Source organism: Corynebacterium sp. NML180780 (genome assembly GCF_007786415.1).
Lineage (GTDB): Bacteria > Actinomycetota > Actinomycetes > Mycobacteriales > Mycobacteriaceae > Corynebacterium > Corynebacterium gottingense.
This window is the reverse complement of record NZ_VNKN01000007.1, coordinates 51358-65296: the sequence shown is the minus strand read 5'-3', so window position 1 is coordinate 65296 and position 13939 is coordinate 51358. Positions and strand designations below refer to the sequence as shown.

The following is a 13939-nucleotide window of genomic DNA, read 5'->3' as shown; positions in this document are numbered from 1 at the left end:
CTCCTTTTCGTGCTGGGGCTTACTGCCCGAGGGTATCGACGATAAACTGCTTGACGCGCTCCGCGTCGTTGGGCAGGTCCGTGACGTGGCGGTCGGCGGCCAAGATGGAGGCGAAGCGCTCCGGCACCTCCGGCTCGCGGCCGGTTGCCTCGACGATTGTGTCGACGAACTTGACCGGCAGCGCGGTCTCCAGGACCACGATGCGGGTGTCGGTCTCGCCGGCAAGGCCGCGGGCGACGTGGATGCCGTCGGCGGTGTGCGGGTCCACCATCACGCCGTGCTCCTCCCACGTCTGCTTGATCGTGGCGAGTCGGTCGGCATGGGTGGACGAGCCCGAGACGAAGCCGAAGTCGTTCCGGATGCGGTCCAGGACCTCCTGGCCGCCCAGATCGTCCAGGTCGAAGCCGCCCTCCTTCACCTTGGTACCGAAGAGGCGCTTGGTGGCGGAGGCGTCGCGCTGGAGGGCGTCGAAAAGCATGCGCTCGAAATTGGAAGCCTTCGAGATGTCCATGGACGGCGAGGAGGTGGCCTGGGTTTCCGCCGAGGAGCGCGGGCGGTAGTTGCCGGTGCGGAAAAACTCGTCGAGCACGTCGTTTTCGTTCGTGGCCACGATAAGGCGGTCGATGGGCAGGCCCATGCGCTTGACGACGTAGCCCGCGCACACGTCGCCAAAGTTTCCGGTCGGGACAGCGAACGAGAGGGCTTCGTCGTTCGACTCGGCCACGCGCAGGTAGGTCGAAATGTAGTAGACGGTCTGCGCGAGCAGGCGCGCCCAGTTGATGGAGTTCACCGCACCAATGGAGTACTTGGCCTTGAAGGCGGCATCCGCGTTGACCTCCTTGACCACATCCTGGCAGTCGTCGAAGACGCCGTCGAGGGCGATGTTGTGGATGTTCGGGTCATCCAGCCCGAACATCTGCGCCTGCTGGAACGGGGTCATGCGGCCGGCCGGGGTGAGCATGAAGACGCGGATGTTGTCGCGGCCGCGCATCGCGTACTCGGCCGAGGAGCCGGTGTCGCCCGAGGTTGCGCCCAAGACGGCGAGCGCCTCGCCGCGGCGGGTCAGCTCGTACTCGAACAGCTCGCCGAGCAGCTGCATCGCCATGTCCTTGAACGCGGCGGTGGGGCCCTCGGACAGGTGGGCGATGGAGAGCGTTTCGTCCAGCTCCGTGACCGGCACGATGTCCGGGTGGGCGAACTTGGGCGTGCTGTAGGCCTTGGCGGTGAGTTCCTCGATCACCGCTGGCGGGATGTCGTCCACGAACAGCTTCACAACCTCGGCCGCGAGGGCTGCGTACCCCTCGGCGGCGAGGAGGTCACGCCAGGCGTCGAGAAGCGAAGGCTCCAGGCGCGGATACGTGGCCGGCATGAACAGGCCGCCGTCGGCGCTCAATCCCCCGAGCAGGATGTCGGTGAACTTGTGCGGTGAGGCGGTCGTATCGCGAGTTGAAATGTAATCCACGGGCGTCGAGTTTACGGGACCGGGTTGAGATTCGTAGATATTTTTGCGGCGCATCCGGCTGTGCAACGCGCACGAGTTCCCCCAAAGGTAATCTCAATTAAACATTACGGGCGTTAGGGTATTACCATTCATTGCCATGGCAAACAATCATCCACGCGAACAACTGACAACCAAAGCCCTCATCGTGTGGTTCGGCGCAGTCGCTGTGTATGCCGTAGCCATCCTCGGCCGCACCTCCTTCGGTGTGGCAAGCGTGGAAGCTATCGACAGATTCAACGTCGACGCATCACGAATCGCAGTTTTTACCGCAGTCCAGGTCGGCGTCTACGCCTTCGCGCAGATCCCCACCGGGCTGCTCATCGACAGGCTCGGCCCCCGCTTCATGCTCGTCGCCGGCGCCATCATCATGGCCGTGGGGCAGATCGTCCTCGGCCTGACCACGTCGTACGGCGTGGCCATTGTCGCCCGCGTCCTCATCGGCGCCGGCGACGCCACCGCGTTCCTGTCCGGCATGCGCATCCTGCCCTACTGGTTCCCGCCGCGGAAGACCCCGCTGTTCACCCAGCTCACCGCGGCGCTCGGCCAGCTCGGCCAGTTCCTCTCCGCGGTCCCCTTCCTCGCCCTGCTCACCGCCAAGGGCTGGACCGTCTCCTTCGTCTCCCTCGGCGCGCTCGGCCTGCTCATCGCGCTCCTCGCCGCGATCGCAGTCGCCGACACCCCGGAATGGGCCGAGATGACGCCCGGCCAGCGCCGCGAGATCAAGCAGCAGCGCCAGGACGATCGCACCCCGATGAAGGAGGTGCTCGGCGTGGTCCTTCGCTCCCCCATCGCCTGGGAGGCCTTTTTCATTCACGGCTGGGTCATCTTCTGGATGTTCAGCTTCTGCCTCCTGTGGGGCCTGCCGCTCATGACGCTCGGCATGGGCCTTACCGAAAGCCAGGCCGGCACCGTGCTCATCCTGTTCACGGTGGTCAATATCGCCTCGGCGCCGTTCGTCGGCGCGGTCTCCGCCCGCATGGGCTCGAGCCGCGACCTCGGCGCCCTCATCCTCGGCGGCGTCACCCCGCTGGCGTGGATCATCTTCTTCCTGCCCAGCGAGCCGCGCAGCTACGCGGCCATCCTCACTATGTCCATCATCATGGGCCTGTGCGTGCCCACGTCAAACTTCGGCTTCGACGCCGTGCGCGAAAACCTGCCCACCAACATGGTCGCCACCGGCACCGGCCTGGGCAACATGGGCGGGTTCGTCGCGACCATGATCGGCGCGCAGACCGTCGGCGTGCTGCTCGACCACTCCTCGCACGGGCAGGCCTACCAGTGGCACGACTTCCAGCTCGCCTGGATCGCCTTCTACGTCACGGCCGCGGTGTTGCTCATCGGCCTGCTCGTGTCGCGCCGCAAGGCACGGCGCCTCACCGCGGCACCGCACGTCAGGATCGTCAATGAGGCGCCCGCCGAGCGGCAGAAGCTGCAGCAGGCGTAGCCCCTACCGTCGGGGCGGCTCCTGGCGCCCGGTCAGGATGTCCACGACGGAGCGGATGGCGGCGTCGCCAAGCTGCGGCAGCTGCCCGCCCGTCGCCGGCGCGTGCTCGCCTCGCTCGGCCCGCACTTCGGGCTCAACCTCGAGCGACAGCGTCGTATCTTCAAGGTGCAGCGCGGCACGCTTATCGACGCCCGCCACACGCGCCCCCTCCACCAGCGCCACCAGGTCGGCGTAGGTCGCATCGGTCAGATCAATGGAAAAGTGAACAGCCATGCCCCCCACTCTACGGGCGCGAGCGGGAGGCGGCGCTAATCAAACTCGCGGGTGGGCTTTTCTCCCCAGAACACCTCTTCAATCACCTGGTGAGCCCGGCGCGTAATGCGCAGGTAGTCCTCCAAGAACTGCTGCTGGTCGTCCGGGTCGTAGCCGGCTGAGCCCGCCACCTGCGCCAGGTGCGGACCCGGCGCGGGCAGCTGGTCGGTGCGCTTGCCCGCGACCAGCACGAGCGCGCTGCGGGCGCGCGTGGCCGTGAGCCACGCGGTCCGGAGGATCTCCGCCTTCGACGCGGCCAGCACCTCCGGGTCGTCTAACTCCGCGAGGAAGTCCAGCGCGTCCAAGGTGGACGTGGTGTGGAGCCCTTGGTGCTCGTGGGCGTGCATCATGGTGAGGAGCTGGACGGTCCACTCGACGTCGGCAAGGGCCCCGCGCCCCAGCTTGGTGTGGGTGGCGCGGTCGGCACCGCGCGGGAGGCGCTCGTTGTCCACGCGAGCTTTGATGCGGCGTATCTCGCGGATGTCGGCGCTGCTCGCCCCGCCCTTGGGGTAGCGGAACTGGTCAATCATGTGCAGGAATTGCTCGCCGAGCGGCGCGTGGCCGGCCACTCCGGTGGCGCGCAGCAGCGCCTGCTTTTCCCATACCTCGCCCCACTCGCGGTAGTAGCGCTCGTAGGAGGCGATCGTGCGCGCGACGGCGCCGGAGCGCCCCTCGGGGCGCAGCCCCAGGTCCACCTCGAGCGGCGGGTCACCGGACGGCTTGGCCAGGCGTTTGCGCATCTGGTCCACGATGCGCGCCGCCCACGCGGTGGCGTCGGCCTCGGAGGTCTCCCCCACGGGCTCGGCAACCACCATGACGTCGGCGTCGGAGCCGTAGCCCAGCTCCGCGCCGCCGAGGCGGCCCATGCCGATGAAAGCGATGCGCGCCGGCTGCTCGGCCAGCTCCTGGTCCTGCAGGTCGGCGTGGATTTCAGATTCCAGCGCCGCCTGCAGCACCGCCTCCCACACGATGGTCAGCTCGGTGCACACCTGGCGCACCTCCATCAGGCCCAGCAGGTCCGCAGACGCGATGCGCGCCAGCTCCGCGCGGCGCAGGGAGCGCGCCACCGCGACGGCCTTGTCGGGGTTGCCCCGGTGCCGGTTGGCGGAATTGATGATCGCCTTGTACACCTGGTCCGGCGCGGGCTCGAGCAGGCGCGGCCCGCTGGAGCCGTCGCCGAGCAGCTTGACCACGTCGGGGGCGGAGATGATGAGGTCGGAGGTGTACGGCGAGTTGCCCAGGATGTGCATGAGGCGCATGCCGACGACGCTTTCGTCGCGAAGCATGCGCAGAAACCAGCTGCGATCCAGCGCGGCGTCCGAGAGTTTGCGGTAGTTGAGCAGGCCCGCGCCCGGGTCGGCGGTACCGGCGAGCCAGTGCATGAGCGTGGGCAGGAGGATCGCCTGCAGCTTCGCCTTGCGCGAGGTGCCCTTGACCAGCGCGTTGAGGTGGTCGTAGGCGCGGGCGGGGTGGCGGTAGCCCAGCGCGGCCAGCTGCGCCTTGACCGCGTCGGCGGAGAAGGTCGCCTCGCCGATGGACAGGTCTACGACGGCCTCCAGCAGCGGGCGGTAGAAGAGGCGCTCGTGCAGGTTGGACACCACCTGGCGCAGCTGCGACAGCGCCCGCTGCATCTCCTCGACCGCGGTGCGGCGCGCGGTGGCCTGAAACCCGGCGGCGCGGGCGAGCCAGCGCAGCCGCTTCTCGTCGTCCGCGTCGGGCAGCTGGTGGGTCCGCTTGAAGCGCTGCAGCTGCAGGCGGTGCTCCAGGAGTCGGAGGAACTCGTAGGCGCGGATGAGTTTGCTCGTGTCTTCGCGGCCGACGTAGCCGCCGTCGCGAAGCGATTCGAGCGCCGCGACCGTGTTGGGGTTGCGCAGGTCGGCGTCGATGCGCCCGTGCACAAGCTGCAGCAGCTGCACGGCGAACTCCACGTCGCGCAGGCCCCCCTCCCCCAGCTTCAGCTCGCGCTGCCGCAGCGACTCGGGCACGTTGGCCAGCACGCGCCGCCGCATCGCCTGCACGTCCTCCACGAAGGATTCGCGCTGGGAGGCCTCCCACACGAGCGGAGCAAGCTTATCCACATAGCACTGCCCCAACTCCAGCGACCCCGTCAGCGGCCGCGCCTTGAGCAGGGCCTGGAACTCCCACGTCTCGGCCCACCGCTTGTAGTACGCCACGTGGCTGTCCAGGGTGCGCACGAGCGCGCCGGCCTTGCCCTCGGGGCGCAGGTTGCCGTCCACCTCGAAGAAGCAGGCGGTGCCCAGCTGCATGAACTCGCTGGCGGTGCGGGTCGCCTTGGCGGTGGCGTCGTCGGCGACGAAGATGACGTCCACGTCGGAGATGTAGTTCAGCTCGCGGGCGCCGCACTTGCCCATGGCGACGACGGCGAGCCGTGTATCCGGTTCCTCGTCGCCGTAGACGTGGCGGACGGCGACGGCGAGGGCGGCGGTGAGGGCGGCGTCGGCAAGCGCGGTCAGCGTCTCGGTGGTGCGGGTGTAGCCGAGCGGTTCCGTCCCGCCGTGGCCTTTCACCGGGGCGAACGTGCCCGCCAGGTCCGCGGCGGCGACCCGCATCATGAGCGTGCGGTACGCGTCGCGCAGCGCCTCCTTCGCGGCGTGCTTGTCGTCGAAGCGCGCGCCGGCGCGGTACGTCGCTTCCGCGATCGGCGCGGCGTCCACGGCGGCGAGCATCGCCTCACGCATCTCCTCGGCGGTGGGCAACTCGCCCGCCAGCGCGCGCCACTGCCCCGGGTTGGCCACCAGGTGGTCCGCCAGCGCCGTCGAGCCGCCGAGCAGCGCGAAGAAGCGCGTGCAAAACGCCGGATCGGCCGCCAGCTGGTCGCGCACCTCGGCCCACTCGCCCGGCGCGTGCTCCTGCAGCGCCTCGGCGAAACGGTGCGTGTTGTTCAGGGCCAGGTCGGGGTCACCGGTGCCGGCGAGGGTCCAGAGCGAGGGGGCGTCGACAAGCGAAAGCTCCTCGATGTCCTCCGCGGCGCGCGGCGAGACGAGGCCGAGTTTTGCTGGGGTGGGAAGCGCCATATTAAAGGTCCATCCCGCTCTCCAGCTCCCACGGGGTGACCTGGCAGGTGTAGTCGTGCCACTCGTCCCACTTGGCGCGCAGGAAGTACTCGAAGACCTGCTCGCCGAGCACTTCGGCCATGAACTCGGACTGCTCGAGGTAGCGCAGCGCCTGGTCGAGCGAGTTGGGCAGGTCGCGGTAGCCCATCGCGCGGCGCTCGCGGCGGGTGAGCGAGAAGACGTCGTCGCGGGCGGGCTCGTCCAACTCGTAGCCCTGCTCGATCCCGCGCAGGCCGGCGGCCAGGACCGCCGCGTAGGCCAGGTAGGGGTTCGCGGCGGAGTCCAGCGAGCGGACCTCCACGCGGCGCGACTCCGCTTTGTGCAGTCGGTAGGTGGGCACGCGGACCATCGCGGAGCGGTTAGACACGCCCCAGGTCGCGGCGGTGGGCGCCTCGGAGCCGAACTGGAGGCGCTTGTAGGAGTTAACGTACTGGTTGGTCAGCGCGGAAATCTCGTTGGCGTGCTCGATGATGCCGGCGATGAACTGGCGGCCGGTGCGCGACAGGCTGATCTCATCGTCCGGGTCGTGGAAGGCGTTCTCGTCGCCCTCGAACAGGGAGAAGTGCGTGTGCATGGCGGAGCCGTCCATGTCCCGGAACGGCTTGGGCATAAAGGTGGCGTGCACGCCGTTGGCCTCCGCGACCGTCTTTACGATGTAGCGGAACGTCACCACGTTGTCCGCCATGGTCAGCGCGTCGGTGTGGCGCAGGTCGATCTCCTGCTGGCCGGCGCTGGCCTCGTGGTGCGAAAACTCGGTGACGATGCCCATGTACTCCAGGGCGCTGATCGCCTGCCGGCGCAGCTTCGGCGCCTCGTTGCGCTTGGCCTGGTCGAAGTAGCCGCCCTTGTCGGCCGGCCGCGGATGCTCGCCCGGTTCGAAGGGCTTGACCACGTAGAACTCGATCTCGGGGCTGGCCAGGAACTCAAAGCCCATGTCGCGGGCGTTCTGGATCTGGCGGCGCAGCACCTGCCGCGGGTCCGCGTAGAGCGGGTCGCCGTCCGGCATGGTGATGTCGCAGAACATGCGCGCGGTCTGCAGCCCGGAGTCCTCGTCGAACGGCAGCGCCTGGTACGTCGACGGGTCCGGTTTGAGCAGCGTGTCGGACTCGGAGATGCGGGTGAAGCCCTCGATGGAGGAGCCGTCAAACCCCGCGCCCTCATCAAACGCGGATTCCAGCTCCGCGGGAGACATCATGACCGTCTTCAGCGAGCCGAAGATGTCGGTGAACCAGAGCCGCAGAAACGCGATGTCCTGCTGCTCTACCTTGCGCAGGACCTCTTCCTGTTGAGTGTTCATACGGCCCACTGTAGCCGGGCTAGACTTTATGCCAGCCGAAGTGAGGAGAGAAACGCATGCCACAACCACAGGAATTTCTGGAACTCGAGGTCAAGCTCGCCGTCGACGCCGAGACTAAGCCACCCAGGCTTTCGCTTATCGACGCCACACTGTCCCCCATCTCCACCACCACCCACGAACTTTCCGCCATCTACTTCGATACCGCGGACCTGCGCCTGACGCGCTCCAAGATCACCCTGCGCCGCCGCACCGGCGGCAAGGACGCAGGCTGGCACGTCAAGCTGCCCGGCGAGTCCGGCGGGCGCCGCGAGCTGCAACACCCGCTGTCGGACGGCACCGGTACGAACAGCGACGCAGACACCGTCCCCGAGCCGCTGCTAGACGCGGTCCGCGACGTCCTCGGCCCCGTCCACCCGCCGCTGAAGCCGATCGCGCGCGTGGACAACCGACGCGTGGAAACCGTGATCGGCGTGCGCTACCCGGACCCGGCCGACTCGCTCGCGGTGGCGGAGTTCTGCGACGACCACGTCTCCGCCGAGTCCTACCTGCCCGGCGGCACTGCCTCCGAGTGGCGCGAATGGGAGCTTGAGCTCACCGACGCCATCGCCGGCACCCCCGCCGGCGAGCGCCTGCTCAGCCGCGCCACCGAGGCCATGCTGGCCGCGGGCGCCCGCCGCGCTGACTCGCCGTCCAAGCTGGCCACGGCGCTTGGCGACAGCTTCAACAACGCGCCCCTGCCGTCCGCGGGCACCGGCGACGCGGCCGCCGACGCGGTGTACGCCTCCCTGCGCGACAAGCGCGACGCCATCATGAGCTGGGAGCCGCGCGTGCGCGCCGACGAATACGACTCGGTCCACCAGATGCGCGTGGCCACCCGCGAGCTGCGCTCCCTGCTGGAGACTTTCGACGGCGTCATTACCGCCGGCGACCTCGCCCACCTCGAGGCGGAGCTCAAGCACGCCGCGGCGGTCCTCGGCATGGCCCGCGACGCCGAGGTGGTCGAGCAGCGCTTCCACGACCTGCTGGCCAGCGACCAGTCCGACAAGATCGACGTGATCACCGCCGCCCACATCAACCGCGACATGCGCGGCGTCTACGAGGAGGCCCATGCCGACATCGTCGACATGTTCGACTCCGAGCGCTTCACCGCCCTGCTCGCCGAGGTCGACGCGCTGCTTCACGACGCCCACACGCCCCACCTCCCCGGTGAGGTTGATGAGGATGAGGGTGGCGTCGACAAGCATGAGCCCGAGGAACCCGCCGACGCGGTGCTCTACGCGCACCTGCGGGCGGCGTACAAGAAGCTGAAGAAGCGCAACGCGAAGGTGGAAAAGTACTACGGCGACACCTCCCTGCCGCTGCTGCAGCGCGAGTCGTACGTGCACGACGTGCGCAAGACGGCGAAGAAGCTGCGCTACGCCGCGGTGGCCGCCAAGGACGCGGGCCTGAAGACTGGGCCGCTGGCCAAGGCGTGCAAGCGGCTGCAGACCATCCTCGGCGATTTCCAGGACGCGGTGACCGCGCGCGAGCACATCGAGCGCCTCGCCCGGGCGGCGCGCGACCGCGGCGAGGACACCTTCGCGTACGGCATCCTCTACCAGCGAGAACTGGAGATCGGACGCGCGGCGCTCGAGGGCTACCCGAAGGCGATCAAGGACATCAAGAAGGCATTCAAGCAGGTGTAGAGCCGTGGGGCTCGCGTCCTAGTCCTCCCAGGCCTCGTCCTGGTCGTCTGCGACCTGGTTGCGCTGCGCCGCGGTCTCCAGGGCGCGCTCCGCCTCCTCGCGGGTGTCGTACGGGCCCATGCGGTTGTCCCAGGACGCAACCTTGCCCTGGGTGACCTCGCCGGTGGACGGGTTGAAGTAGAACTTTTCGTCTGCCATGGTCGGCTCCTTCGTGTATTCCGGGGGTTCGCGGTGGGCCGCAAACGGTGGACATTTTGCCCCACCATACCCGCCGACGGCGGTTGGTAGTCTGGAGTTTCCTCGTACCAATCCCCCTTTGCGCAGAGTGGAGAACGCTTTATGTCTTTGTGGCCTGCCCCCGACGCCCAACCATCCGACCTGGTGGAACGCGCTCGCAAGGAGCACGAACGGCGCGTTGGCGCGCAGCCGACACACGTCGCATCCGCCCCGGCAACGTGGATCCTCGCCGGGGAAAACGTGGACCACTTCGGCGGCGCCACGCTCATCGGGCTCGGCGGGCTGCGCGCCGCGGTGGCGGTAAGCCCGCGCGACGACCATAAGCTCCGCTTCGCGGCCTCCGCGCCGGGCTCGGAGCCGGTCCTGACCACCGCCCCGCTCGGCGACCCCGACGGCGCCGACCACCCCCTGGGCAAGCGGTGGGCCGGCCTGGTCCACCAGCTGATCCAACGACAGGTGCTCTCGCGAGAAACGGCGGGCCTGGACGTGACGGTCGTTTCCGACATCCCGCTGGGCGCCGGGCTCGGGGCGCTTTGGGCCGCGGACTCGGCCATGTGCCTCGCCCTCGCCGCCGGGCACGGCGACATCAACGACGCGCCCTTCCGCGCCCGCCTCGCCGACATCGCCGCCCACGCGGTGGAGACGTACTCGTCGCTCAACGGCCTGCGCTCCCGCCACACCGCGGCCCTGCGCGCCACCGGCAACGGCATCGCCGTGATCGATTACGCGGACGGCTCGCTCACCGAGGCGCCGCACCCGACCCGCGAGGGCGTGCGCATCTTCTCCGTCGCGGAGACGTTCGGTGAGGCGGACGCGGGCCAGGTGGAGGGCATCGCCACCCACCGCGCGTTCATCAGCGCGGCGTGCGCCAACTTCGGCGTCCACTCGCTGCGCAAGCTGCCCGACGCCATCGAGCGCGTCGTCGAGTGGGTCCAGGCGCGCCACACCGTCGGCGACACCACCGCGCCAGCGCCGGAGACGGCACGGGCGTGGGTCCACTTCTGCGAGGCGGAGACGCTGCGCAGCATGGCCGTAGCCAGGGCGCTGCGCTCTCGCCACACCAACGACCTGTTCGCCCTGGTGAACTCGCCAACCGAGCTGCGCGGACTCACTGTCCCCACCGAGCTCGTGGCCCTGTGCCGCGAGCGGGGCGCGCTCGCGGCACGGCCCGCGGCCACCGGCACCTCCAGGGCGGTGCTCGCGCTCGTGCCGCGCCGGGACGCGGACGAGTTCGCCCGCCGCATGGCCGAGCAGTTCGACGTCGTCGAGATCACGCCGGGCACCACCGCGCGCCTCGAGGACGCCCCCGCGTCCTAGCCGGCAAACCTAGTCGGCAGACCTAGTCGGCGGGCCAGGCGAAGGAGACTTCGCGCTGGGTGGCGTCGGCAAGCACGAGCGAAAACTTCGTCTCCGTGCCCTCCCCCGGCGCGCCGACGGACGGGGCGAGCACCGGCGGGTCCGCGATGAAGATGCGGGCGCGGTCCTCCTCGTTGACCGTGAGCGTCACGCCCTCGAAGTTGTGGCCGACCCACGGCTCGAGCACGGTCGCCTCGGTCAGGTTCAGGCACGCCTTGTCCACGGTGTTGGCCAGCTGGGACGTCCGCCCCATCGTCTTCATCACCCTTGGTGCGTCCTCGCGCACCCACTCCGGCACCTCCGTGCCCGCGCAGATAGCCAGGCAGACCTCGGTGGCGTAGCGGTCGACCAGCCGGCGCAGCGGCGCGGTGACGTGACTGTAGTAGCCGCCGATGCCCGCGTGTACCTCCGGCTCCTTCTCCGACAGGTCCACGTAGCCCGCGCCGCGCAACAGCTTCTGCGCCTCGCGCATCATGGCCATCCCGCGCGGGGTGTCCGCGTCGATCCCGGCGAGGAACTCACCGATGTTGCTGCCGACCTCGTAGCCCAGGTTCGACGCCTCGCGCCGGAACTCGGCCTCCGCCTCACCGGTCGCGGGCCCGAGCGTGCGCAGGAACCCGACGCCAGCCTCCACCATCATGTTGCCCGCCACCATGCCGGTGAGCAGGGAGATCTCCGAGTTGTAGTCCATGACGGGGTGGCGCGGCTCGATGACCAGCTCGAAGGTCCCGCCCTCGCCGACCACGCGCACGCTGGGCAGCCGTAGGTTGATCGCCTCGCGCCGCAGCGAGCTGCGCTGCCGCAGCTGGCCGACCTCCGGGAGCAAGCGTATCGACGCGTGCGGCTCCCCCCGCGCGAAGTCCTCGTGCACCCCGTCGTAGTCCAGCCGGGCCACCGAGCGCACCAGGGCGCGCTCGACGTGAGCGCTGTCCACCTCTCCGTCCTGGTCCAGCTCGAACGTCCACAACACCGCCGGCCGGTCCACGTCCGGCAGCAGCGAAGCGGAACCCTCGCTCAGGCTCGGCGGGTGCAGGCGGGCCGGCTCGTCGGGAAGGTAGATGGTCTGGCCGCGCTGCAGCGACTCATCCTTCACCGCCCCGCCCGGCTCCACGAAGGCGGCGACGTCCGCGATCGCGTACGTGACGGTGTAGCCGCCGCCTCCCTCGCCGCGCTCGGCGATGTGCACCGCCTGGTCCAGGTCGCGGGAGCCGACTGGGTCGATGGTGACAAGGGGGATCGAGCGGGCGTCGATACGCTGCCCGGCGAACCGATCGGTGAGCTGCGTCGCTTCCTCGAGCACCTGCGGCGGAAAATCGGTGGGGACGGAAAATTCGCTCGCGATAGCGCGAAAGTTCAGCGGCGCGGCATACAGTTTCATACCCCGCCATCGTGCCAGAGTCTGCGGGAGCGCGCAGTGCGAATGAGCCGGCCTATGAGCCGGATTCTGTGCCCCGGACGGGGCGGTGACCATCCATCTGGGCCACCCATCGCTGGGCGCCTCAAGCAGCTACCTTCGAACATGGGCGGGCAGCCTCATCGCGTCCGACGACCCCTGCGCACGCGCAGCGGTTCTTGCCTTGCTCCCGGTGGGGTTTACCTGGCCGCCGATGTCACCACCAGCGCCGGTGCGCTCTTACCGCACCCTTTCACCCTTACCCCGCGACAAGCGCGAGGCGGTCTACTTTCTGTTGCACTTTCCCGCGGATCACTCCGGGTTGCCGTTAGCAACCACCGTGCCCTGTGGAGTCCGGACTTTCCTCGGCCACCCGCCAGCCCGCATGCGCGGCGGTTCGGGCGGCCGCGGTCACCCGGCCGACTCATTCGCAAGCCGTCATTGTACCTTACCTGTGGTGCGCGACATCGTTGACGCAGCGTACGACACCAAAATCGTCGTAGAAATCCACCACGGACACGCCGGCCAGGTCCAGGTAGGTGTGCTTGAACACCTCCGCCCCGGCGCCGAGCCCCTGCCGGATCACGCTCTTGATCGGCATCATGTGGCTGACCACCAGGATGGTCTGCCCGGCGCGCTCCTCCTGCAGCTTCAGCCGCGCGCGGGTCACCCGTCGGTGCAGCGCGGCGAGCGATTCGCCCCGCGGCGGGGCCTTGCTTACCGACGCCTCCCATTCCCCAAACTCCTGCGGAAACTTCCCCCGGGCCTCGTCCCTCGTCAGCCCCTCGAAGTCGCCGAAGTTGATCTCTCGGAATCCGTCGTTGGTTGCAAACGCGTCGAACCCGAGCGCGTCGGCCGCAGCTTCCGCGGTCTGCTGGGCGCGCGCCTGCGGCGAGGCGACGATCGCGTCGATGGGCCCAAACTGCGACTCTTGCGCCAGCGCGGTGAGCGCCCCGGCGGCCCGGCGCGCCTGCGCGCGGCCCAGCTCGGTCAGCTCCGGGTTGGAGGTGCCGGAGAGGCGGTGCTCTGCGGAGTGCGCGGTCTGCCCGTGGCGCAGCAGGATGAAGCGTGTGCGGGTTGCGCCGCTGTTGCCGTAGACCAGCGCGCCGGGGTGACCGGCGGCCGCGGTGGCGGAAGCGGCGCGGGTTTTCGGCGCCTTGGGGGTGGCGGTGGCGTCGGCAAGCGGCCCGCTGTGCAGGCTTGCGTCCTCCACGATGCGGGGCGTGCCGTCCTTCGTGGCGGCGTCCATCGCCTTGTTGGACAGCTCGTCGGCCTTCTTGTTCTTCGCGCGCGGCACCCAGGTGTAGGTGACGCGGTCGAAGCCGCCGGCGAGCTTGCGGGCCTTGACGGCGAGCTTCTGCATGTCAGGGTGCTTGATCTTCCAGCGGCCGTTCATCTGCTCGACAACGAGCTTGGAGTCCATGGACACCGCCACCTCGGTGGCTCCCAGCTCGGCGGCGGCCTCGAGGCCGCGCAGCAGGCCGTGGTATTCGGCGACGTTGTTGGAGGACTTGGAGCCCACCACGTAGACGATCTCGGCGAGGGTCTCCCCGCCCTCGCCGTAGACAACTGCGCCGGAGCCGGCCACGCCGGGATTGCCGCGCGAGCCGCCGTCAGTAAAGACGCTGACCTTCATCGGC

At 69.1% G+C, this 13939-nt stretch carries 10 protein-coding genes and 1 other RNA gene; 3 read left to right on the top strand and 8 right to left on the bottom strand.

What is annotated here, in order from left to right; all coding sequences use genetic code 11:
- Nucleotides 1-19: 19 nt before the first annotated feature.
- On the bottom strand, nt 20-1462 hold the full coding sequence (thrC, locus tag FPP74_RS06130; protein ID WP_144717474.1) for a threonine synthase: 1443 nt from the start codon (nt 1460-1462) through the stop codon (nt 20-22).
- A 136-nt stretch (nt 1463-1598) separates the two neighbouring features.
- On the opposite strand from thrC, the gene FPP74_RS06125 reads away from it, so the two are divergent.
- Complete coding sequence (locus tag FPP74_RS06125) at nt 1599-2945, top strand: nitrate/nitrite transporter (protein ID WP_144717472.1); 1347 nt, start codon at nt 1599-1601, stop codon at nt 2943-2945.
- Between the two features lie 3 nt (nt 2946-2948).
- On the opposite strand, the gene FPP74_RS06120 is transcribed toward FPP74_RS06125, so the two are convergent.
- From FPP74_RS06120 to FPP74_RS06110, 3 genes are read right to left on the bottom strand one after another with little or no spacing between them, the layout of a single operon-like run.
- Nucleotides 2949-3218: a hypothetical protein gene (locus FPP74_RS06120; protein WP_144717470.1), complete on the bottom strand. Its 270-nt coding sequence runs from the start codon at nt 3216-3218 to the stop codon at nt 2949-2951.
- 35 nt (nt 3219-3253) lie between these two features.
- Nucleotides 3254-6292, bottom strand: coding sequence for a bifunctional [glutamine synthetase] adenylyltransferase/[glutamine synthetase]-adenylyl-L-tyrosine phosphorylase (locus FPP74_RS06115; protein ID WP_144717468.1), 3039 nt, complete (start codon nt 6290-6292; stop codon nt 3254-3256).
- A 1-nt stretch (nt 6293) separates the two neighbouring features.
- Nucleotides 6294-7628, bottom strand: a complete 1335-nt coding sequence (locus tag FPP74_RS06110; RefSeq protein ID WP_095534934.1) for a glutamine synthetase family protein — start codon at nt 7626-7628, stop codon at nt 6294-6296.
- A 56-nt stretch (nt 7629-7684) separates the two neighbouring features.
- Here FPP74_RS06110 and FPP74_RS06105 point away from each other — a divergent pair, with 56 nt between their 5' ends.
- Complete coding sequence (locus tag FPP74_RS06105; protein WP_144717466.1) at nt 7685-9313, top strand: CYTH and CHAD domain-containing protein; 1629 nt, start codon at nt 7685-7687, stop codon at nt 9311-9313.
- A gap of 18 nt (nt 9314-9331) precedes the next feature.
- On the opposite strand, the gene FPP74_RS06100 is transcribed toward FPP74_RS06105, so the two are convergent.
- Nucleotides 9332-9511, bottom strand: coding sequence for a hypothetical protein (locus FPP74_RS06100; RefSeq protein ID WP_095278206.1), 180 nt, complete (start codon nt 9509-9511; stop codon nt 9332-9334).
- A gap of 141 nt (nt 9512-9652) precedes the next feature.
- Here FPP74_RS06100 and FPP74_RS06095 point away from each other — a divergent pair, with 141 nt between their 5' ends.
- Nucleotides 9653-10867, top strand: coding sequence for a galactokinase (locus FPP74_RS06095; protein WP_144717464.1), 1215 nt, complete (start codon nt 9653-9655; stop codon nt 10865-10867).
- Between the two features lie 22 nt (nt 10868-10889).
- Here FPP74_RS06095 and FPP74_RS06090 read toward each other — a convergent pair whose 3' ends face one another.
- The 3 genes from FPP74_RS06090 to FPP74_RS06080 all read right to left on the bottom strand — a co-directional run bounded on the left by FPP74_RS06090 (nt 10890) and on the right by FPP74_RS06080 (nt 13935).
- Nucleotides 10890-12284, bottom strand: a complete 1395-nt coding sequence (locus FPP74_RS06090; protein WP_144717462.1) for a ribonuclease catalytic domain-containing protein — start codon at nt 12282-12284, stop codon at nt 10890-10892.
- 39 nt (nt 12285-12323) lie between these two features.
- Nucleotides 12324-12726, bottom strand: an RNA gene (gene rnpB / locus FPP74_RS06085) — RNase P RNA component class A.
- Between the two features lie 21 nt (nt 12727-12747).
- Nucleotides 12748-13935, bottom strand: a complete 1188-nt coding sequence (locus FPP74_RS06080; RefSeq protein WP_144717460.1) for a bifunctional RNase H/acid phosphatase — start codon at nt 13933-13935, stop codon at nt 12748-12750.
- Nucleotides 13936-13939 lie beyond the last annotated feature (4 nt).